Here is a 22002-nt window from a genome sequence, read left to right as displayed (position 1 = left end):
CCAATGAATAACGTCAAACGCAGTGCACTGTTCGGTTTCTGCTCGCTGGGTTTCTCCTGCCTGGGCGCCCTGCTCCCCGTCAGCCAGGCGATGGCCGAGCCGACGCTTTATCTGGGCATGAACGGTGGGACCATGGAGCGGCTTTACGCCGACAAGGTCTTGCCGGCCTTCGAAAAAGCCAACAACGTCAAAGTGGTGATCGTGCCCGGCACCTCCGCCGACATCCTGGCGAAAGTCCAGGCCAGTAAAGGCAACCCGCAAATGCACGTGATGTTCCTCGACGACGGCATCATGTACCGCGCCATCGCCATGGGGCTGTGCGACAAGCTCGAAGACAGCCCGCCCCTGGCCCAGATTCCGGCCAAGGGCCGCATCAAGGATCAAGCCGTGGCCGTCAGCCTCGGTGTCACGGGACTTGCCTACAACACACGGTTGTTCAAGGAAAATGGCTGGAGTGCGCCCACCTCCTGGATGGACATGGCCGATCCGCGCTTCAAGGACAAACTGGTGTTCCAGTCCCTGGCTTCCTCGACCTTCGGCCTGCACGGTTTTCTGATGTTCAACCGGATCCAGGGCGGCAGCGAAACTGACGTCGAACCGGGCTTCAAGGCCTGGCCAAACACCGTCGGACCCAACGTGCTGGAATACATCCCCAGCTCAGCGAAGATCTCCGAAATGCTGCAAACCGACGAAGCCGCGCTGTTCCCGTTGACGCCGACCCAAGTGACCGCGCTCAAACTCAAGGGCATGCCGGTCGAGTACGCGCAACCCAAGGAAGGCGCGGTGGTGCTCAATGTCGCTGAGTGCGCCATTGCCCAGAACACCCAGCCTGAATTGGCGCAAAAGCTCGCCGCCTTCCTGCTGACACCCGAAGCCCAGGCCATCGCCCTGGAAGAAGGCGACCAGATCCCGTCCAACCCCACCACACCGACCACTGACAAAACCCGCGGCCAGGTAGAGGCAATGAAGCAGTACCTGGAAACGGCGATTGCGGTGGATTGGGACCAGGTCAACGAGCAACGCCCGGCCTGGAACGCGCGATGGAACCGCAGCGTCGAGCGCTAGACACCTTCGATGCTGGCGAGGGGGCCTTGTGGGGGCAAGTCTTGCTCCCACAGATAAAACCTTCGCCACAGGGTGTTGTGTTGAACTGATTATTGGTTAACTGTGCGGCTTCGGGCTTGATGCCCGCCCCTTGATCAGCAGCGAACCTCTCATGCACACCCTCGCTCAACTGCGCGCCGGCCAGCTGTCGGGCATCAAACGGCTGGATCTGTCCTGCGGCCTGACACAGTTCCCCCGGGAAATTTTCGACCTGGCCGACTCGCTCGAAGTCCTCAATCTCAGCGGCAACCAATTGACTGCGCTGCCCGATGATCTGCATCGGTTGCCCCACCTGCGGGTGTTGTTCTGCTCGGACAACCACTTCATTGAATTGCCCGAATGCCTGGGCCGCTGCGCGGCATTGACCATGGTCGGTTTCAAGGCTAACCGCATCGAACGCGTGCCCGGCACTGCCCTGCCGCCACTATTGCGTTGGCTGATCCTGACGGACAACCGCATCAGTCAGTTGCCGCAAGAGCTCGGCCAACGCCCGCACTTGCAAAAGCTCATGCTGGCCGGCAACCGATTGCGGCAGTTGCCCACGAGCCTGGGGCAGTGCCATCGTCTTGAACTGCTGCGCATCGCCGCCAACCAATTGACCGAGCTGCCGCAATGGTTGCTCGAGTTGCCAAGCCTGAGTTGGCTGGCCTATGCCGGCAACCCGCTGGAAACCCAGGCCAACGCCGACCTCCTGGCGAGGACGACGCCCATCGACTGGTCGCAACTGAACGTGCATCAACAATTAGGCGAAGGCGCTTCGGGGGTGATTCATCAGGCGCTATGGCAACCACCGGGTCAGGTCGCGCGACACGTCGCGCTCAAACTGTACAAAGGCCAGATGACCAGCGACGGCTCGCCATTGCATGAAATGCACGCCTGCATCACCGCAGGTCGTCATCCGAACCTTATCGACGTGCTGGGCCAGATCAACGGGCACCCCGAGCAACAGGCCGGACTGGTGATGGACCTGATCGCGCCCAGCTACCGCAACCTGGCGGGGCTGCCGAGCCTGGAGTCCTGCACCCGCGACGTGTATGCCGACGCACTGCGTTTCAGCGCTCCCGTGGCCTTGCGCATCGCCCTGGGCATCGCCTCGGTGGCGGCGCACCTGCACCGCCAGGGCATTACCCACGGCGATTTGTACGGGCACAATATTCTGTGCAATGACCAGGGCGACTGCCTGTTGGGCGACTTTGGCGCGGCGTCGTTCCATGCCACTGCCGACACGGTGCAAACCCGTGCGTTACAACGCATCGAAGTGCGGGCGTTCGGGATTTTGCTGGGGGAACTGCTGGCGCGGATCGAACCGGGGCTCAGTGCTGAGGAACTGGCAACGTTGCAGGATCTGCAGGCGCGCTGCTGTCAGCCGCAGGTGCTGGGGCGGCCGGGGTTTGAGGAGATTGAAGGCTTACTGCGCGACTGTGGCGAAGGAACAGGCTCCCTCGCCACAGGGGGTTGTGGTGCTTAACCGGCCAACCCGACAAACATGTCCTGCACGTCGTCGTGATTGTCCAGGCCCTCAAGGAACGCCTCGACTTCGGCCATCTGCTCGTCCGTCAAGCCACTGACCGGGTTTTTCGGCTGGTAGCCGAGCTTGGCGGACAGCACAGTGAAACCTTGCTCCGGCAGCGCCTTCTGCACCGCATCCAGGTCGGAAGGATCAGTGAGGAACAGCGTCGCGCCGTCTTCGCCCGGTTCGAAATCCTGGGCGCCGGCCTCGATGGCGGCCATTTCCGGATCAGCGTCGGGGCTGTCCGGGGCGGCTTCGATCATGCCGACATGGTTGAAGTCCCACGCGACCGAACCCGAGGCGCCCAGTTGGCCCTTGCGAAACGCAACGCGAATCTCGGCGACGGTACGGTTGATGTTATCGGTCACGCATTCGACGATCAGCGGCACCTGATGCGGTGCGAAGCCTTCGTAGGTCACACGATGGTACTGCACGGTTTCGCCGAGCTGGCCGGAGCCTTTCTTGATCGCGCGCTCCAGGGTCTCGCGGGGCATCGAGGCCTTTTTCGCCTGCTCGACCACCAGTCGCAGATGCGCATTGGTGGCAGTGTCAGCGCCGTTGCGCGCGGCAATGGTGATTTCCTTCACCAGCTTGCCGAAGATCTTGCCCTTGGCGTTGGCAGCCGCTTCTTTGTGTTTAACCTTCCACTGTGCGCCCATTACTCACTCTCTTGTCTGTCGCGCCGAGACATCTGCTGGCCGGCGCTGTGGCGCAAGTTTATACGGCCTAAACCGGCTGATCGACCAAAAAATCACCGCCGATGAATCAACATTTCCCCGACGTGCTGTAGGGAGTTTCTGAAATGGCGATTTGGGGCCCCCTTTCCTCCTGCGGTTTCGTACTCTCGTGAACTTATCTTCCCAGCCAGTAAGAACCGCGATGCGCAACGAATCGGAAAGTCCTTTCAGCCTGACCCTCACGCAAAGCGATTTGCGCCTGCAAGTCCTGAGGTTTAACGGTCGCGAAGCGCTTAATCAGCCATACCGTTTCGACCTTGAATTGATCGGGCTGTCGCCGCCGATCAATCCCGACACGTTGCTGGACCAGCCTGCCTTCCTGCGCCTCGATGGCGAATGCGGTGTGCATGGCGTTGTGCACAGCGTCGGCGTGACGAGCCATGCCCCACAGCGCATCGGCTATCGCTTGACGCTGGTGCCGTACCTCCAGCGCCTGGAACAGGGCCCACGGCGACGGGTTTTCTACCGGCTTAGCGCTGTGCAGATCCTGCATCGACTGCTGGAAGACAATGCGCTGCCGGCCCACAGCTACCGCTTTGAACTGCCCCATGGGCAGTACCCGTGCCGCCCGTTCTGTATCCAGTACGAGGAGAGCGATCTGGAGTTGCTGCACCGGTTGTGTGAAGAAGAAGGCATTCATTACCACTTCGAACACACCGTTCATGGCCATGTCCTGGTATTCGCCGAAGACCCGAAAAGTTTTCCCGCCCGTCCGATCGAACTGAACCTGCGCCCTGATCCCGGCCAGCAACCAGCCATCAGGCAGGTGTACCAGCGACACTGCGCAATGACCCATGGCCTGCCGGCCGGCTTCAGTGATCGCGACACAAGCCAAGCCGGGGACAGCGCGGCCAATCACGCCTTCGAAGGTGAAAATCACGAGACGATACGCAGCAGTCCGACGTTGGCTCATCGCTACCAGGCCGGCCGCCGCAGACTTGAGCGGCTGCGCTGTCGACAGCGGGAAATCCAGGGCCAGAGCCACCAGCCCTTCCTGCGCAGCGGTCATATCGTGCAGATCAGTGAACATCCGGAGTCCACTTTCAACGACCAGTGGCTGATCACCGATATCCAGCATCGCGGACGGCAATTTTCCATCCTTGAAACCAATCTGTCGCCCACACCGGCGACCCGCGATTACCGTAACCGGTTTTCGGCCATCCCATGGTCCACCGTATTCAGGCCTGCCCTCAAGCATCCAAGACCCTGCATCCCCGGCTATCACCTCGCGTACGTACTCGACCCTGACCATCAGCCGACACGCCCCGATCACCGCGGCCGTGTCACTGTCAGCCTGTGGACCCCGGATAACGAAGGCATCACCCTGCCGGTGTCACGCCTGACGCTGAATGAGCGGCCCGCCCTGAGGACCGGCAGCGTAGTGCTGGTGAGCTTTCTCGATGGTGACCCCGACCGACCGGTGCTATGCCTGGGGGTAGGCGATGTCGGCGGTGGGCAGCCCGCCATACAAACGAAACCGGTGCAGGGTCAAAATGACACAAGGCTGCTATTGGACTGGCTCCTGAATCCGCCAGACCTGACACCCTGACCTCCTTGCGTGACCAGGGCGCTTACTCCCGCGCAGCGGCGCAACAGCCGCCATCCTGTGAATGCATTGATCGGGGTTGTCCATACTGGCGAAACTGATCTGGCTCAAGCGAACCCGAAAAAACGGGCTTACAGTAGGAGCACTACGCCGCATAAGACGGTGCTCTACCTGATGACTGGAGATACCTGCATGCCCTGGAAAAGCTCGGAAAACCGCTACAGTACCGTCACGGTCTCCCTGCATTGGCTGATGCTGATTCTACTGGCCGTGGTTTATGCCTGCATCGAACTGCGAGGGATATTCCCCAAAGGCAGTGACGGCCGGACCCTGATCAAAGAAGCTCACTTCATGCTCGGCCTGACCGTGTTTGCGCTGGTCTGGCTACGCCTGTTCGCCCGCAGCATGGGGAAGGCTCCAGCCATCTTTCCCGCCTCGCCTGCCTGGCAGACCTTCCTTGCCCACCTGATGCACTGGGCGTTGTACCTGTTCATGATCGCCATGCCATTGCTGGGGTGGCTGATCACCAGTGCCGAAGGGCATCAGGTGATGTTCTATGGTTTCGATTTGCCACTGCTGATCGATCAGGACAAAGACTTTGCCAAACAACTGGAGGGCTGGCATGAGTTGGGAGGCACCATCGGCTACTGGCTGATTGGCCTGCATGCCCTGGCGGGGCTGTACCACCACTACATCGTGCGCGATAACACCCTGCTGCGGATGATGCCCAAACGCGGCTGACGCTGGTTATTCAAACCCTCGGCGGCCTTGCAAGCCGCCGGTGTGAACGAAAATCAAGCGGGTGCCACGGGCAAACTGTCCGGCCTCGACCCGCGCCTTGAGCAGCATCAACGCCTTGCCGGTATACAGCGGCTCCAGTTCGATGGCGCCAGTGGCGTGGATGAAGGCGACGAGTTCGGCGTCGACCCGGGCGAAGCCGCCACGGCTGCCGTCGAACAACTCATAACGCGGGTTGCAGAGACCTGCTTGCCCCACGATGCTTTCGACCTGCTGCGCCACGCCGTGATCCGCAGGCACAGCCAACACGCCGTAGACCGGGTGCTCCCCCGCTTCAGCCAACACCAGCCCCGCCAGGGAGGTCCCGGTACCGCAGGCCAGCCACCAGCCGTGATAATCCACCCAGCCCAACGCCGCCAATTGTTCACGCGCCCCGGCCACCCAATCCATGCAACCCTGCGCGCCGGACAACCCTGAACCGCCCTCAGGCACCGGATGCAGCTGCGGGTATTGCGCCTGCCAGGGTTGCCAGAAATCCGCGGCGTGCCGCCCTCGGTATCCGCCATAACCCAGCCAGTGCAGATCCATGTCGAACGCTTTGAGGTCAAGGACCGTCGGCGTTTCCTGGGGATTGCCGCGCAGCAGCCCGACCGTTGGGAACCCGAAGCGCTTGCCAGCCGTCGCCAGCGCATGCAGATGGTTGGAATAGACACCGCCCAGGCTCATGATCCCCTTGGCACCGGCCTCATGGGCAGCGCGCACATGGTGAACCAGCTTGAACCACTTGTTGCCGCTGATCAGGGGGTCAATCTGGTCCAGACGCAGCACCGCCACTTCAACTCCGGCACGGGCGAGCCAGTCCAGATGAAGGAGTTCCAGGCGGGGTTGGGGGTGCCAGTCGAGGCAGGAAAGCAACATTGCAGCAGGCCGAATCGGGACGAGCCGCAAGTTTAACAGCTAGGTCGCGGATGACCTCAGTGCCTGTGTTCATTGCAACCCCTTGTGGGAGCGAGCCTGCTCGCGATGGCGGTGGGTCAGTAAACACTCATGCAACTGACTCATCGCTATCGCGAGCAGGCTCGCTCCCACAGGGGCTCAGCCCCCGAAGATTCGGTCTTTACAACTGCGCCGCCAATCGCGAACCCTGATTGATCGCCCGCTTGGCATCCAGTTCTGCCGCTACGTCGGCACCGCCAATGAGGTGGACGGTTTGCCCTGCGGCTTCCAGGCCTTGCTGCAACTCACGCAACGGATCCTGGCCGGCGCAGATCACGATGTTATCCACGGCCAGCACCTGCGGCTCGCCGGTTTCACCGATGCGGATGTGCAAGCCTTCGTCATCGATTTTCAGGTACTCGACGCTGTTGAGCATCTGCACCTGCTTGTTCTTCAGGCCCGTGCGGTGAATCCAGCCGGTGGTCTTGCCCAGGCCGTCGCCCACCTTGGATTTCTTGCGCTGCAACAGGAACACTTGCCGCGCCGGGGCATGGGGCTCGGCTTTGATACCCGCCACACCGCCGCGCGCCTGGAGCAGGGTATCGATCCCCCATTCTTTCCAGAACGCTTCACGGTCCTGGCTGGTGGCAACCCCTTGGTGGACCAGGAACTCCGACACGTCGAAGCCGATACCGCCGGCCCCGATCACCGCGACGCTGCGGCCCACTGGCTTGCGCTCCAGAATCACATCCAGGTAGCTGAGGACCTTGGCATGCTCCACCCCGGGAATCGCCGGCACTCGCGGTGCGATACCGGTGGCCAGGATGATCTCGTCAAAACCGCCCGCGACCAATTGCGCGACATCCACCCGCGTGTTGAGGCACAGCTCGACGTGGCTGGTCTGCAACTTGCGCTTGAAATAACGCAGGGTTTCGAAGAACTCTTCCTTGCCCGGCACCCGCTTGGCGATATTGAACTGGCCACCAATTTCGCTGGCCGAATCGAACAGCGTCACCTGATGACCCCGTTCGGCCGCCACGGTAGCAGCGGACAAACCGGCCGGACCGGCACCGACCACAGCGATTTTTTTCACCTCGGTGACCGGCAAGTAATTGAGCTCGGTTTCATGGCACGCCCGCGGGTTCACCAGGCAACTGGTGAGCTTGCCGCCAAAGGTATGGTCCAGACAGGCCTGGTTACAGCCGATGCAGGTATTGATTTCATCCGCGCGCCCGGCGGCAGCCTTGTTGACGAACTCCGGATCGGCCAGGAAAGGCCGCGCCATGGACACCATATCGGCGTCGCCTTCGGCCAGGATCTGCTCGGCCACTTCCGGGGTGTTGATGCGGTTGGTGGTGATCAGCGGAATACTCACTGAGCCGCGCAGTTTGGCTGTGACCTTGCTGAACGCCGCCCGCGGAACCTTGGTGGCGATGGTAGGAATCCGCGCCTCGTGCCAGCCGATACCGGTGTTGATGATCGTCGCCCCGGCCTGCTCGATGGCTTTGGCCAACTGAACGATTTCATCCCAACTGCTGCCACCTTCCACCAGGTCGAGCATCGACAGGCGAAAGATAATGATGAAGTTGGGGCCGACCGCCTCACGCACCCGACGCACGATTTCCACCGGCAGGCGCATGCGGTTTTCATAGCTGCCGCCCCAGCGATCGGTGCGGTGGTTGGTATGGGCCGCCAGGAACTGGTTAATGAAATAACCTTCCGAGCCCATGATCTCGACACCGTCGTACTCGGCTTTCTGGGCCAGGACCGAACAGGTGACAAAATCACTGATCTGCTTTTCGATGCCCTCTTCGTCCAGCTCCTTGGGCTTGAACGGGTTGATCGGTGCCTGGATCGCGCTCGGCGCCACCTGCTTGGGGCTGTAGGCATAGCGCCCGGCGTGGAGAATCTGCATGCAGATCTTGCCGCCGGCCTCATGTACGGCACGGGTCACAATCTGGTGCTTGAGGGCTTCTTCCTCGGTGGTCAGCTTGGCCGCGCCGGAGTAAACGCCGCCCTCGTCATTCGGCCCGATTCCGCCGGTGACCATCAGCCCCACGCCGCCACGAGCGCGCTCGGCAAAATACGCCGCCATGCGCTCGAAACCACCGGGCTTTTCTTCAAGACCCGTGTGCATCGACCCCATCAGGGTGCGATTGCGCAACGTGGTAAAACCCAGGTCCAGCGGGGCCAGCAGGTGCGGGTAATGAGGGGTGGTCATCGATAACTCCACAACGGGCGATCACGGAAAAAATGCGGAGGCTCTGCGGCTTCCATCAGTCATGCCAGACAGCCTAAGAGCGGGAAGCTGCGTGCTCAATGGCCGTAACTGACAACTTAATGATCCAAATGCGCAACGCCCCTTGGCAACACCCCATCGTGGGCCCTACCCTAGTCAGTGAATCCGCACACGGCCGCTGACTGTTCCCCATGCGCAAATTTCTGTACTTGCTGTTGTCACTGGCCTTGATTGCCGCCCTGATCACCTACGCACTGTGGACGGTGGATCGTCCGGCGGGTCATTACCTGTCAGACCTTCGCATCAACCTGGCGGTGAACCAGGGCACCCCTGCCGATCAAGGCAACTTGCTGGGCATCCAGCCCGAACTGTTCCCCACCGACTACCAGAGCCCCGAACGCCTGCACCGCAAACTGGCGGCCTATTTGCAAACCGCTCGTGACCTGGGCTTGCTCAATGACAAAACCGTGGTGGTCTTGCCCGAGCACATTGGCACCTGGTTGATGATCGCCGGGGAAAAAGACGAGTTGTATCAGGCCGCCACGTTGAAGGAAGCGATGAACTGGCTGGCGGTCAGCAACCCGCTGGCGTTCATCCAGGCGCTGGTCAGCGCAAAAGGTGACAACCGGCTGGACGATGCTTACCTGCGCATGAAAGCCGACACCATGGCCCGTGACTACCAGGCACTGTTCGGCGGACTCGCCAAGGAGTTCGGCGTGACTCTGGTGGCCGGCTCCATCGTGCTGCCCGAGCCAAGCGTCAGCGATGGCCAACTGAAAGTTGGCCGGGGCCCGTTGTACAACAGTAGCGTGGTGTTCGGCCGCGACGGTCGGCCGCTGGGCCAGCCACAGCGCCAACAGCACCCCATGTTCGAGCAACAGGGCGTGCTGGGGCCAGACCATCCGGACACAATCAGCGTCGTCGACACCCCTGCCGGTCGCCTGGGCGTGCTGATCGGCAGCGACAGTTGGTACCCGGTTCATTATCGGCAGTTGAATGAACAGGGGGCGCAATTGGTGGCAGTGCCTGCCTTTGTCAACGGTCGCCATACCTGGGAAAAACCCTGGGGTGGCTATAGGGGCCTGTCCACACCGAGCGAAGTCAGCCTCAAGCCTGGGGAAGTGAGTGAAGGCCAGGCCTGGCATCGCCTGACACTGACCAGCCAGCCGCCCAGCAGCCAGGCCAGGGGCGGCGTCAGTGTCTTCCTGCGAGGTCAGTTCTGGGACAACGGTAACGCCGGGCAGAGTTTCATCAGCCATGACGGCGAGCATTTTCCCGACGGTGAAGCTCGTGGCGCCCGTCTGCTGAACCTGTGGCTGTAACACCATGAAACCGCAACCGATGCGACTGGGAGACTTGTCAGTCAGCTTCGTCCATAGCCTGGCCGACGCGGTTGCCAGCCATGGCCACGACCCCCAGCCTTTGCTTGAACAATACGGTCTGGATGCGGCACGCCTGGCCGAGCCCGGTGCTCGTCTGTCGATCCCGCGCTACATGCGCCTGGGGCACGCCGCCATCCAACAGACCCAGGACCCTGCCTTGGGTTTGCGCATGGGCCAACTTAGCCGCTTGAGCCAGGCCGGGCTGGCAGGCGTGACGGCGGCCCAGGCACCGACGGTGCGCGAAGCCGCGCGGTGCATGATCCGCTTCGAGCCGCTGTACGGCTCCAACTATCGCGGTCAGTCGAGTTTTCATGAAGATGCCCGAGGCGCGTGGCTGCGGTTCTATTCCATCAGCCCCTATAACGCCTACAACCGCTTCGTCGTGGATTCGATCATCGCCGGCTGGCTGGCGCAGCTGTCCTGCGTGAGTGCTGTCGCGTTGAGGGCTGAACGGGTGGAAATCGAGTTCGAAGCACCGGCATACCTGGAGGCCTATCGCGCGCTCGGTGACTGCCCGATCCAGTTCGGTGCCGAACATAATCAGCTACGCCTGGGACTCGACAGTCTCGCCCAACGCAACCCCCAACATTGCCCCGGCACCTGGCGACACCTGGTTCAGTTGTGTGAACGGGAACTGGAGCAATTGACGCGCACCCGCAGCCTGCGCGAGCGCATCATCCAACTGCTGGGGCCCTTGCTCAACGGCGGTCGGGAACCCGACCTGGAAGAAGTGGCGGCGCGTCTGAAGCTGCCGACCTGGACACTGCGTCGCAAACTGGCCGAAGAAGGCACGCAATTTCGCGCAATCCTCAACGACACTCGCCGCGACCTGGCCATGACCTACATTCGCGACACTGAACTGGCGTTCGGTGAAATCGCGTACCTGCTGGGGTTCGCCTCAGCGGAAGCCTTTCAACGCGCCTTCAAGCGCTGGAACAACCAGACTCCGGGCGAGTTTCGGCGCAGTCGTAGAAGCAGTTAGGCTGCAAACCTGCCGCTGATAACGTGTCGTTTTTAGCGGATTTACAGCTCTGTCGCATCCTCGGCGGGTTCCAGGGGATCAAGCTCATACGCCTGATATTCCAGCAGCTCTTCCTGATAATCATCCATCTTGAATCCTTCCCATAACGTAACGTTGAAACCGATGCCTGATGGCGCTGGAATCAGCATAAAGCCGCTTTATGAACAAAACATGAAGCAAAAGCTTCATGAATTAAACGTAGCACAGCGCTGGGAAATTACTGCGTGCAGGTGTGGCAAGGGATTTCCACCCTTGCCACTGAGCATCAAGAGGCGGGAAGCGGCTGGATCGGCTCGGAGGGGGCCGGCAAGGCGCTGGAGGGTGGCGGTGTAATGGCTTGCGTCGACGACTCAGGCTCTGATAGTTGAGGCTCGCTGGGTGCGATGGGCGCGGGCTCCGCCGGCGGCGCGACCGGCTCCGAACTGGCCGGAGAAGTCTCGGCAGGCGCGGGCGTGGCCTCCTCCACCGGCGCGACTGGTGCTGGTGCCGGTTCGGGAGCCGATTCGGGAGCCGGCTCCGGCTCTGGAGCAAGAGCAGGTACAGGAATCGGTGCCGGCTCTGGTGCAGGAACAGGCATCGGTGTCGGCTCCGGAGTAGAAACCGGTGACAACGCCGCCGGCTCGACCTGGGGTTCCGGAACGCCAAGCTCAGCCTTGGGTTTTTCGGTTTCTTCCACGGGTTTCTTCGCCTCGGGAGGCAGGAACAACTCCACGAGGGCAAAGAAACGCTCATAGAACTTCGCCGACGACACGGTTTCGCTGGCGACCTTGACCATCGAATCATCGGACGAGCCGATCGGCATCGACACCGATCCCAGCACCCCCACGCCCAAGCTGGCGGAGTTGTTGGTTTTTTTCAGCGCATAACGGTCCTGCAAGGCGTTGGCAAACATGGTCGCACGGTGTCCGGGACCACTGTCTTGCGCACAGACCAGATTGAAGCTGATCTCCATATGGGTTTCGCCGGTCTGCTGAAAACTCTTGTGACCGCTGACCAGCTTCGGATCGCTACTGGTAATGATGTAGCCCTGGCTGAGCAATGCCCGGCGCCCGGCTTCGCAGGTCGCCGCATCATTCACTGAATAGGAACGCGAGAACGTACCGGAGTCATCGAAGTTTTCATGCTCGTAGATAGCTGTTTTCTTCGACGAGCAACCGGCTGCAGCGGCCAGCACCAGTGCCAGCCCGACGGTGCGCATAGGGAATGATTTGAACATTGAACATCCTGAGGAAAACGATCCGGGGCGTATTGTGCAACAGAACGCTGCCAGGCCGCGTGGCTAATCTTGTCTCAAACGGGTTACAAGTCTACTGGGGGTTATTTGCGGGAAAAAGACGCGAATTCGGTGGAGCGACGAAGATACTGCCCGATGCAACAAGCAGACACAAAAAACCCGGCCTTTCGGCCGGGTCGTTGTGGGGCAAACCATCAGAGCACTTAGAAGCGCTCGATGTCCGCCTCACTCTCCAACTGCTTGCGATAGGCAGCGAAGTCCTGCTGGCCGACACGAGAAGCGAGATAACGGCGGTATTGCGCCTTCTCCTCATCGCTCGGTGCCGCCGCTTCGTTCACGCCGTTCAAACGCACGATGACCAGACTGCCGTCGGGCAACGTCACACTGCTGAACGTCGGCTTGTCTTTCGATTCGGGTTTAGGCATCCGGAACAATGCCTGCAACACCGCCGGATCAATCCCTTCCTGGCTTCGAGTCGCCGCCTCGATGACCTTCCATTTCTGACCGTCGACAGGTTGATCCAGGGCCGTCTTGCCATCGCGCAAACCGGCAATCAACTCCTCGGCCCGGGTCTTGGCCGCCGCACTGGCATGTTCCTTCGCCAGTTGAGCGCGAATGGCCCCGTCCACGCTTTCCAGTGGCATTTGCTCGGGCTTGCGGTGCTCCTTGGCACGCAGCACCACCACGGTTTCCGGGTCCAGCTCGATGGCGGTGCTGTTTGCACCCTCATCCAGTACCTCCGGGCTGAACGCGGCGGTCACCACGGCGCGGTTGGCCGCGATCCCCTCCCCACCCTCACGGCCGAACGGCGCCGAAGTGTGGACGGTCAGTTTCAGGTCCTGAGCCGGCTGTGCCAGGTCGGAGGCTTCGAAAGAGGCATCCTCCAGTTGCTTGGTCGCCTCCACGAAACGCTGCTCAACCTGCTGGGTTTTCAGCTCGCGAACAAGCTTGTCCTTGAGGCTGGCAAACGTTGGCACTTCAGGCGCTTCGACTCCCAACAACTTGATCAGGTGAAAACCGAAATCGGTACGCACCGGTGCCGATACCTGATCCTTGCTCAACGCATACAGAGCCTTTTCGAACTCCGGATCGTAGACACCCGGACCGGCATAACCGAGATCGCCGCCGCTGTTCGCCGAACCTGGGTCCTGGGAGAACTCCTTGGCCAACGCCTCAAACGATTCGCCTTTGGCCAAACGAGCCTGAATCTCTTCGATCTTCGCCTTGGCCTGGTCTTCGGTGACCTTATCGTTCACTTCGATCAGGATGTGCGCAGCACGACGCTGTTCGGACAGGTTCGCGATTTCTTTCTGATAGGCCGCTTGCAGGTCTTCATCCTTGACGCTGACCTGATCGAAGAAAGAAGCCTTCTTCAGCTCAAGGTAGTCGATGACCACCTGGTCGGGCGTCATGAATTCCTTGGCATGCTTATCGTAGTAAGCCTTGACCTCATCATCGGTCAGTTTGACCGTCGACGAGTCGGCCTGGATATTCAAGGTGGCGAAATCCCGGGTCTGTTTTTCCAGACGGGCGAAGGCCAACACCTGGGCGTCGGTGACAAAACCACTCCCCGCCAGACCTGCGCGCAACTGGCCGATCAGCATCTCCTGAGCCAGCATCTGACGAAATTGCATGCGGCTGTAACCCAGCTGGCGGATCACCTGATCGAAACGCTCGGCGCTGAATTTGCCATCGACCTGAAACTCAGGCGTTTGCAGGATCACTTGATCCAGCGCGGCTTCGGAGAAGGCGAATTTCGAATCTTGCGCGCCTTGCAGCAACAGCTTGCGATCGATCAGGCCTTTGAGCGCTGAGTCGCGCAGCATTTTTTCGTCCAGCAACGAAGCGTCGAAATCCTTGCCCAGCTGTTGCATGAGCTGGCGGCGTTGCATGTCGACCGCCTGGCTCAGCTCGTTCTGGCTGATCTCTTCGCCGTTGACCTTGGCTGCGTCATTACTGTTGGTGGTAGCTTGAAAAATGGCATCGAAACCGGTCAACGCCATCAATACGACGATGACCCCGATGATGGTTTTGGCAATCCAGCCTTGTGAATTGTCCCTGATATTCTGCAGCATGCGTCCCCCAGAAACGGTTGAACTTCAAATTTAGGCAACCGTGGAGCGTGGGTAGAATCCGGATAGAAGAAAGGCGCATCCGAGGATGCGCCTTCTCGTAACTGGCGGAGCGGACCGGACTCAAACCCGCGAGTCCTGGCGTGACACACCGGCTACAAACCGGCTGTATGACCGCTCCGCTGCCAAGCCAGGCATGACCCCGACCCGGATAAACTCGGTGAAACCTTAGTCGTTAACAGCTTCTTTCAATGCCTTGCCAGCTTTGAAACCAGGCTTTTTGGCAGCAGGGATTTCCAGCGTTTGGCCGGTCTGCGGGTTGCGGCCGGTACGCGCTGGGCGATCAGTCACGGAGAAGGTGCCGAAACCAACCAGAACTACGGAGTCGCCGGCCTTGAGAGCGCCAGTGACGGATTCGATTACAGCGTCCAGCGCACGGCCAGCAGCAGCTTTCGGGATATCAGCGGATGCAGCGATAGCATCAATCAGTTCCGACTTGTTCACTCTAAGTCCCCTTATATCTATTTGAGATGATTCTAAGTTTTTTTGGTGAAAGCAAAAACGAGTGCTGAATGGCCTACAGACACTTAAGAGCCGCTTTATAACAAGGGCTCTAAAAAACTGTCAAGGAAGCCCCCCAGGCAAATGCGTATTAATGCGTGCTAATTCTTTCCTTAGAGTCAGACTCTCGCTTGTCTTCCTTCGCGACTATCTCCGGAGCCACATCCGGCAAGGGCTCCGGCGCGTATTGCAGCGCAATTTGCAGGACCTCGTCAATCCATTTAACCGGTTTGATCTGAAGATCCTGCTTAATGTTGTCAGGAATCTCCTTCAAATCGCGGACATTCTCCTCGGGAATGATCACGATCTTGATCCCGCCACGGTGAGCCGCCAGCAGTTTTTCCTTCAGACCGCCGATGGCCAATACCTGGCCACGCAGGGTGATTTCACCCGTCATGGCGACGTCGGCGCGCACAGGAATGCCGGTCAGCGCGGATACCAGGGCCGTGCACATGCCTACGCCGGCGCTCGGGCCGTCCTTGGGCGTAGCCCCTTCAGGCATGTGGATATGGGTGTCGCGCTTCTCGTGGAAGTCCAGGGGGATGCCCAGGCTCCGGGCGCGGCTGCGCACGACCGTCAGCGCTGCGGTGATCGACTCGACCATCACATCGCCCAGCGAACCGGTCTTGATCAGTTGACCCTTGCCCGGTACTACGGCCGCTTCGATAGTCAGCAACTCGCCACCGACCTGAGTCCACGCAAGGCCAGTCACCTGACCAATCTGATCCTGCTGCTCGGCGAGGCCGTAGCGGAACTTGCGAACACCCAGGAAGTGCTCCAGCAGGTCCGAAGTAACCTTGACCGCGAAGCGTTTTTCCAGCGCATGCTCTTTGACCGCCTTGCGGCAGACCTTGGCAATTTGCCGCTCCAGACCACGCACACCCGCCTCGCGAGTGTAGTAGCGGATAATGTCGCGAATCGCTTCCTCGTCAAATTCCAGCTCGCCTTTTTTCAGGCCGTTGGCCTGGATCTGCTTGGGCGAAAGGTATTTGACGGCGATGTTGATCTTCTCGTCTTCGGTGTAGCCCGGCAGACGGATCACCTCCATCCGGTCCAGCAGTGCTGGCGGAATGTTCATGGAGTTGGAGGTGCAGAGGAACATCACGTCCGACAGGTCGTAGTCGACCTCCAGATAGTGATCGTTGAAATTGTGATTCTGCTCCGGATCGAGCACTTCGAGCAGCGCAGAAGCGGGATCGCCGCGCATATCGCTGCCCATCTTGTCGATTTCATCCAAAAGAAACAGCGGATTGCGCACGCCAACCTTAGTCATCTTTTGAATCAATCTTCCTGGCATCGACCCGATATAAGTGCGGCGATGCCCCCGAATTTCCGCTTCATCGCGCACGCCACCGAGAGCCATGCGCACGAATTTACGATTGGTCGCGTGGGCAATCGACTCTGCCAGCGATGTTTTACCGACCCCGGGAGGCCCCACCAGGCACAGTACCGGCCCGCGAATTTTCTTCACGCGTTTTTGCACGGCGAGGTATTCGAGGATACGTTCCTTGACCTCTTCCAGACCGTAGTGGTCGGCATCGAGAATATCTTCGGCGCGGGCCAGGTCCAGACGGACCTTGCTTTGCGCCTTCCAAGGCACCTGAACCAGCCAGTCGATATAGGAGCGCACCACAGTGGCTTCGGCAGACATAGGCGACATTTGCTTGAGCTTGTTCAGCTCGGCCTGGGCCTTGGCAAGTGCATCCTTGGGCAGGCCCGCGGCATCGATGCGCTTTTTCAGCTCTTCGATTTCGTTGTGCCCTTCGTCACCATCGCCAAGTTCCTTCTGAATGGCCTTCATCTGCTCATTCAGGTAGTACTCGCGCTGGCTGCGCTCCATCTGCTTCTTGACGCGACCACGAATGCGCTTCTCGACCTGCAGCAGGTCGATTTCGCCATCCAGCAATGCCAGCACGTGTTCGACACGGGCAGACAAATCGATGATTTCGAGAATTTCCTGCTTCTGCTCGATCTTGAGGGCCATGTGGGCCGCCATCGTATCGACCAGCCGTCCAGGTTCGTCGATGCTGTTAAGCGACGACAGGACCTCAGCAGGCACCTTCTTGCCCAACTGCACGTATTGTTCGAACTGCGACAGAAGACTGCGGACAAACACCTCGGACTCACGCTCGGGGGCGTCCACTTCGTCGATCAGCGACACTTCGGCCCGGCAATGGCCGTCCACTTCGCTGAAACGCTCGACCGTGCCACGCTGCTCACCTTCGACCAGGACCTTGACGGTGCCGTCGGGCAGCTTGAGCAGCTGCAGAACTGTTGCAATTGTGCCTACGCGATAAAGTGCGTCTTCGCCGGGATCATCGTCAGCAGGATTTCTCTGCGCCAACAGAAGAATCTGCTTGTCACCCGTCATCGCAGCCTCGAGGGCTTCGATAGACTTCTCGCGCCCCACGAACAGCGGGATAACCATGTGCGGATAAACCACGACATCACGCAATGGCAGGAGAGGCAATTCGATGGTTGTCTTCATGATTTCGCCTCTACGGCGGCCACAAGGCCGGAAACAGATGGAAGTAAGCTTGAAACCAAGATGGGGGCAGCCTTGAAAAAAAACAAGCGCAAAGACACGTCTAAAACGCGCAAAAAGCAAAGGGGCCCGAAGGCCCCTTCTTTATTCCGGCACCGGGACGCTTAAGCGTCCGGCGCGGCCTTGGCAGCCGGCTCTTTGTTTTCGTAGATATACAAAGGCTTGGACTTACCTTCTATAACGCTTTCATCGATCACGACTTTACTCACCTCAGACTGCGAGGGGATCTCATACATCGTGTCGAGCAATACGCCTTCCAGAATCGAGCGCAACCCACGGGCACCGGTTTTACGCTCCAGGGCTCGTTTGGCAACCGATTTCAGCGCGTCGGAACGGAACTCCAGGTCTACACCTTCCATTTCGAACAGCTTGGCATATTGCTTGGTCAGGGCATTCTTCGGCTCGGTCAGAATCTGCATCAGTGCAGCTTCATCCAACTCGTCCAGTGTCGCCAGGACCGGCAAGCGACCCACGAATTCCGGGATCAGACCGAACTTGACCAAATCATCAGGTTCGACTTCACGCAGGGATTCACCGACCTTCTTACCCTCTTCCTTACTGCGCACTTCGGCGTTGAAACCAATGCCGCCACGGGTGGAACGGTTTTGAATAACCTTTTCCAGGCCGGAGAACGCGCCACCGCAGATGAACAGAATGTTACGCGTGTCGACCTGCAGGAACTCCTGCTGCGGATGCTTGCGACCACCCTGAGGCGGAACGGAAGCCACGGTACCTTCGATCAGCTTGAGCAAGGCCTGCTGCACGCCCTCGCCGGAAACATCCCGGGTGATGGACGGGTTGTCGGACTTGCGGGAAATCTTGTCGATTTCGTCGATGTAGACGATACCCATCTGGGCCTTTTCCACATCGTAATCGCACTTCTGCAGCAGTTTCTGAATGATGTTCTCGACATCCTCACCCACATAACCCGCCTCGGTAAGGGTGGTTGCGTCGGCGATGGTGAACGGAACGTTCAGCAAACGGGCCAGGGTTTCGGCAAGCAGGGTTTTACCCGAGCCTGTCGGGCCGATCAGCAGGATGTTGCTCTTGCCGAGCTCGACCTCGTCATTCTTTTTGTCACGTTGGTTCAGGCGCTTGTAGTGGTTGTACACCGCTACGGCCAGTACCTTTTTCGCGCGCTCCTGACCAATGACATATTGATCAAGGATGCCGCTGATTTCTTTAGGCGAAGGCAACTTATGCGCGCTGCTTTCGGCCTGGGCTTCCTGCACCTCCTCGCGGATGATGTCATTGCACAGGTCGACGCACTCGTCGCAAATGAAGACCGAGGGGCCGGCAATCAATTTGCGTACTTCATGCTGGCTTTTGCCACAGAAGGAGCAATAAAGCAGTTTGCCGTTGTCCTCGCCGTTGCGGGTGTCAGTCATTCGATCGATCCAAATCCGATAGGCTTGCAACACAAGATGAAGGCAATTGCGGGCTTTTTCAAGCCCGCAGGCGGCCGGTCATCCCAACCACCTGCATTTTGAGCGGCTTAGGCAGGCATTTGACGCTTGTTGATCACGGAGTCGATCAGGCCATATTCGGCCGCACGCTCAGCGCTCATGAAGTTGTCACGCTCGGTGTCACGCTCAATGGTTTCGAGGCTTTGGCCGGTGTGATGGGCCAGCAGCGAGTTCAGGCGCGAACGAATGTGGAGGATTTCCTTGGCATGGATGTCGATATCCGACGCCTGCCCCTGGAAACCACCCAACGGCTGGTGAATCATCATGCGCGAATTAGGCAGGCAGTGACGCTTGCCCGCTGCGCCACCGGCGAGCAGGAATGCGCCCATGCTGCAGGCCTGGCCGATGCAGATGGTGGAAACGTCAGGCTTGATGAACTGCATGGTGTCGTAGATCGACATGCCTGCTGTCACCGAGCCACCAGGTGAGTTGATGTACAGATGGATATCCTTGTCCGGGTTTTCCGCTTCAAGGAACAGCAGTTGCGCCGCAACCAGGTTGGCCATGTAGTCTTCAACGGGGCCGATCAGGAAGATGACGCGTTCCTTGAGCAGACGCGAGTAGATGTCATAGGCACGTTCGCCACGGGCAGACTGCTCGATAACCATCGGGACCAGGCCGCCTGCGGCTTGGATGTCAGAGCTCTGCTGATAAAAAGAATTGCGGGACATGTCTCGCAGTCACTCCCAAATAGTTATGTCTTGAATACGCATAAGCCAGCGCGAAGGCTGGCTTATGGGTGTGTATTTCTTACCGCAGAACGATCAATCGGCTTGTGGAGCTTCCACCGGCTTGACCGCTTCTTCGTAAGAGACCGCTTTATCGGTCACGCTAGCTTTCTGCAGAACAGTATCCACAACTTGTTCTTCCAGCACAACCGAACGGACTTCGTTCAGTTGCTGGTCGTTCTTGTAGTACCAGGACACGACTTGCTCAGGCTCCTGATAGGCCGAAGCCATTTCCTGGATCAGCTCGCGAACGCGGGCTTCGTCAGGCTTGAGTTCGAACTGCTTGACCACTTCAGCAACGATCAGGCCCAGCACAACGCGGCGCTTGGCTTGCTCTTCGAACAGCTCAGCGGGCAGTTGATCCGGCTTGATGTTGCCGCCGAACTGTTGAACAGCCTGTACACGCAGACGGTTCACTTCGTTGTCCAGCAGAGCCTTTGGCACTTCGATCGGGTTGGAGGCCAGCAGACCGTCCATGACCTGGTTCTTGACCTTGGACTTGATGGCCTGACGCAGCTCACGCTCCATGTTCTTGCGAACTTCGGCGCGGAAACCTTCCAGACCGGTTTCCTTGATGCCGAACTGGGCGAAGAACTCTTCGTTCAGCTCTGGCAGTTTCGGCTCGGAAACGCTGTTGACGGTCACGGTGAACTCGGCGGATTTACCAGCCAGGTCCAGGTTCTGATAGTCCTCAGGGAAGGTCAGGTTCAGAACGCGCTCTTCACCGGCCTTGGCGCCAACCAGGCCATCTTCGAAGCCAGGGATCATGCGGCCAGAGCCCAGCACCAGCTGAGTAGCCTTGGCGGAACCACCGGCGAACACTTCACCGTCGACCTTGCCGACGAAATCGATGTTCAGTTGATCTTCGTTCTGGGCAGCACGATCGGCCACTTCGAAACGGGTGTTCTGCTTGCGCAGGATGTCCAGCATCTTGTCCAGGTCGGCATCCGAAACATCGGCGCTCAGACGCTCGACGGAGATGGACTCGAAACCGGCAACCGTGAACTCAGGGAACACTTCGAACGTGGCGATGAACTCCAGGTCCTTGCCCTTTTCCAGCACTTTAGGCTCGACGGACGGAGCACCGGCCGGGTTCAGCTTCTGCTCGACGACCGCTTCGTAGAACGAAGACTGGATCACATCGCCCACGGCTTCCTGACGTGCGTCAGCTTCATAACGCTGACGGATCACGCTCATTGGCACTTTGCCTGGGCGGAAACCTGGGATTTTGGCCTTTTGGGCAGTCTGCTGCAGACGCTTGTTGACCTGAGTCTCGATGCGCTCAGCCGGCACGGTGATGCTCATGCGGCGCTCAAGAGCAGAAGTATTTTCAACAGAAACTTGCATGGATATTCCTCGTTGCACAGACGTTGGCCGGGCGTTTCCGACCCCAGAATCAAGGGCATGCATTCTAGTAGGTCAAACTCAAGAAGTCACCCTACTGAAAAAGGGCTGGAAACAGGCGCCGAATTTAGGAGCGGACATACGGTCATGCCTCGCCCGGATTGCAAATACAGTCGGTCGCTGCAAGGCTCTGGGTCAATGCTTCTATATATAGGAGCAGCAAACCCGCGCGCCCGGCATCCGGTCTCGCGAGGAGACCAACGGGCATGCAGCGCATCATCAGGAAACACAATCGTGACGACCCGAGCACCCCGCACAACCCTGAACCAGGGTCGGCGACAAAAAATCATGAATACAAAAACGGCGCAGCCCTCTTCAGGTACTGCGCCGTTCTCTGCTATTTAAATAGCGACTTGTATGGTGCGGACGGAGAGACTCGAACTCTCACACCTTGCGGCGCTGGAACCTAAATCCAGTGTGTCTACCAATTCCACCACATCCGCGTATCAAGCTTTTAAAGCAAAGGCGCCAGACTGTTAATCTGGCGCCTTTCTAGAATATGGGGTGGACGATGGGGATCGAACCCACGACAACGGGAGTCACAATCCCGTGCTCTACCAACTGAGCTACGCCCACCATATTGCCTTGTTGCCTTACTTGTGCCAAAGCTGCCTAATTGGCGCACCCGGCAGGACTCGAACCTGCGACCATCCGCTTAGAAGGCGGATGCTCTATCCAGCTGAGCTACGGGCGCCTTTTTAATCTGTATTCTTGGACGATTACAAACTAAGTGCTTTCAGTGTTACCGAGTTAAAACAACCAACTCTGCTCCACCTTCT

17 protein-coding genes and 3 tRNA genes are annotated in these 22002 nt (G+C 59.2%); 6 read left to right on the top strand and 14 right to left on the bottom strand.

Features of this window, described 5'->3' with window-relative positions; translation table 11 throughout:
- The first annotated feature begins 3 nt into the window (after positions 1 to 3).
- Together HQ912_RS10780 and HQ912_RS10775 are read left to right on the top strand one after the other, a co-directional pair.
- Positions 4 to 1065, top strand: coding sequence for an ABC transporter substrate-binding protein (locus tag HQ912_RS10780; RefSeq protein WP_047228486.1), 1062 nt, complete (start codon positions 4 to 6; stop codon positions 1063 to 1065).
- 151 nt (positions 1066 to 1216) lie between these two features.
- The gene (locus HQ912_RS10775; RefSeq protein WP_173406765.1) at positions 1217 to 2572 is read left to right on the top strand and encodes a leucine-rich repeat-containing protein kinase family protein; all 1356 of its coding nucleotides are present in this window, start codon (positions 1217 to 1219) and stop codon (positions 2570 to 2572) included.
- Here the strand turns inward: HQ912_RS10775 and HQ912_RS10770 are convergent.
- The gene (locus HQ912_RS10770; protein WP_047228487.1) at positions 2569 to 3273 is read right to left on the bottom strand and encodes a YebC/PmpR family DNA-binding transcriptional regulator; all 705 of its coding nucleotides are present in this window, start codon (positions 3271 to 3273) and stop codon (positions 2569 to 2571) included. The two genes, HQ912_RS10775 and HQ912_RS10770, sit on opposite strands and share 4 nt — an antisense overlap.
- Positions 3274 to 3493: 220 nt before the next feature.
- On the opposite strand from HQ912_RS10770, the gene HQ912_RS10765 reads away from it, so the two are divergent.
- Entirely contained in the window at positions 3494 to 4900 is a 1407-nt protein-coding gene (locus tag HQ912_RS10765) for a type VI secretion system Vgr family protein (RefSeq protein WP_047228488.1), read from the top strand.
- Between the two features lie 189 nt (positions 4901 to 5089).
- The gene (locus HQ912_RS10760) at positions 5090 to 5638 is read left to right on the top strand and encodes a cytochrome b (protein ID WP_047228489.1); all 549 of its coding nucleotides are present in this window, start codon (positions 5090 to 5092) and stop codon (positions 5636 to 5638) included.
- 6 nt (positions 5639 to 5644) lie between these two features.
- Here the strand turns inward: HQ912_RS10760 and HQ912_RS10755 are convergent, their stop codons facing one another.
- Together HQ912_RS10755 and HQ912_RS10750 are read right to left on the bottom strand one after the other, a co-directional pair.
- Positions 5645 to 6553: a 1-aminocyclopropane-1-carboxylate deaminase/D-cysteine desulfhydrase gene (locus HQ912_RS10755; protein WP_047228490.1), complete on the bottom strand. Its 909-nt coding sequence runs from the start codon at positions 6551 to 6553 to the stop codon at positions 5645 to 5647.
- A gap of 199 nt (positions 6554 to 6752) precedes the next feature.
- Positions 6753 to 8792, bottom strand: coding sequence for an FAD-dependent oxidoreductase (locus HQ912_RS10750; RefSeq protein WP_107322277.1), 2040 nt, complete (start codon positions 8790 to 8792; stop codon positions 6753 to 6755).
- 209 nt (positions 8793 to 9001) lie between these two features.
- Here HQ912_RS10750 and HQ912_RS10745 point away from each other — a divergent pair, with 209 nt between their 5' ends.
- Together HQ912_RS10745 and HQ912_RS10740 are read left to right on the top strand one after the other, a co-directional pair.
- Positions 9002 to 10132, top strand: a complete 1131-nt coding sequence (locus HQ912_RS10745; RefSeq protein WP_076383970.1) for a carbon-nitrogen hydrolase family protein — start codon at positions 9002 to 9004, stop codon at positions 10130 to 10132.
- A gap of 4 nt (positions 10133 to 10136) precedes the next feature.
- Positions 10137 to 11174, top strand: a complete 1038-nt coding sequence (locus tag HQ912_RS10740) for an AraC family transcriptional regulator (protein ID WP_047228493.1) — start codon at positions 10137 to 10139, stop codon at positions 11172 to 11174.
- Between the two features lie 41 nt (positions 11175 to 11215).
- Here the strand turns inward: HQ912_RS10740 and HQ912_RS10735 are convergent, their stop codons facing one another.
- The 11 genes from HQ912_RS10735 to HQ912_RS10685 all read right to left on the bottom strand — a co-directional run bounded on the left by HQ912_RS10735 (position 11216) and on the right by HQ912_RS10685 (position 21917).
- Positions 11216 to 11362: a hypothetical protein gene (locus HQ912_RS10735; RefSeq protein ID WP_171061343.1), complete on the bottom strand. Its 147-nt coding sequence runs from the start codon at positions 11360 to 11362 to the stop codon at positions 11216 to 11218.
- 116 nt (positions 11363 to 11478) lie between these two features.
- Positions 11479 to 12429 carry a DUF2242 domain-containing protein gene (locus tag HQ912_RS10730; protein WP_047228494.1) on the bottom strand — a complete coding sequence of 317 codons (951 nt, stop codon included), beginning with the start codon at positions 12427 to 12429 and terminating at the stop codon, positions 11479 to 11481.
- 221 nt (positions 12430 to 12650) lie between these two features.
- The gene (locus HQ912_RS10725) at positions 12651 to 14522 is read right to left on the bottom strand and encodes a SurA N-terminal domain-containing protein (protein ID WP_173406764.1); all 1872 of its coding nucleotides are present in this window, start codon (positions 14520 to 14522) and stop codon (positions 12651 to 12653) included.
- 225 nt (positions 14523 to 14747) lie between these two features.
- Complete coding sequence (locus HQ912_RS10720; RefSeq protein WP_047228496.1) at positions 14748 to 15023, bottom strand: HU family DNA-binding protein; 276 nt, start codon at positions 15021 to 15023, stop codon at positions 14748 to 14750.
- Positions 15024 to 15171: 148 nt separating this feature from the next.
- On the bottom strand, positions 15172 to 17568 hold the full coding sequence (gene lon / locus HQ912_RS10715; RefSeq protein WP_076383967.1) for an endopeptidase La: 2397 nt from the start codon (positions 17566 to 17568) through the stop codon (positions 15172 to 15174).
- Between the two features lie 161 nt (positions 17569 to 17729).
- Positions 17730 to 19013 carry an ATP-dependent Clp protease ATP-binding subunit ClpX gene (clpX, locus tag HQ912_RS10710; protein WP_047228498.1) on the bottom strand — a complete coding sequence of 428 codons (1284 nt, stop codon included), beginning with the start codon at positions 19011 to 19013 and terminating at the stop codon, positions 17730 to 17732.
- A 107-nt stretch (positions 19014 to 19120) separates the two neighbouring features.
- Positions 19121 to 19762, bottom strand: a complete 642-nt coding sequence (gene clpP / locus HQ912_RS10705) for an ATP-dependent Clp endopeptidase proteolytic subunit ClpP (protein WP_003183177.1) — start codon at positions 19760 to 19762, stop codon at positions 19121 to 19123.
- A gap of 93 nt (positions 19763 to 19855) precedes the next feature.
- Complete coding sequence (tig, locus tag HQ912_RS10700) at positions 19856 to 21166, bottom strand: trigger factor (RefSeq protein WP_047228499.1); 1311 nt, start codon at positions 21164 to 21166, stop codon at positions 19856 to 19858.
- A 415-nt stretch (positions 21167 to 21581) separates the two neighbouring features.
- A tRNA-Leu gene (locus tag HQ912_RS10695) sits at positions 21582 to 21666 on the bottom strand.
- A 57-nt stretch (positions 21667 to 21723) separates the two neighbouring features.
- A tRNA-His gene (locus HQ912_RS10690) sits at positions 21724 to 21799 on the bottom strand.
- A gap of 41 nt (positions 21800 to 21840) precedes the next feature.
- A tRNA-Arg gene (locus HQ912_RS10685) sits at positions 21841 to 21917 on the bottom strand.
- Positions 21918 to 22002 lie beyond the last annotated feature (85 nt).

It is taken from the genome of Pseudomonas sp. MPDS, assembly GCF_013283895.1.
Lineage (GTDB): Bacteria > Pseudomonadota > Gammaproteobacteria > Pseudomonadales > Pseudomonadaceae > Aquipseudomonas > Aquipseudomonas rhizophila.
The sequence above is the reverse complement of the archived record's forward strand: the minus strand, read 5'-3'. Positions and strand labels throughout refer to the sequence as shown.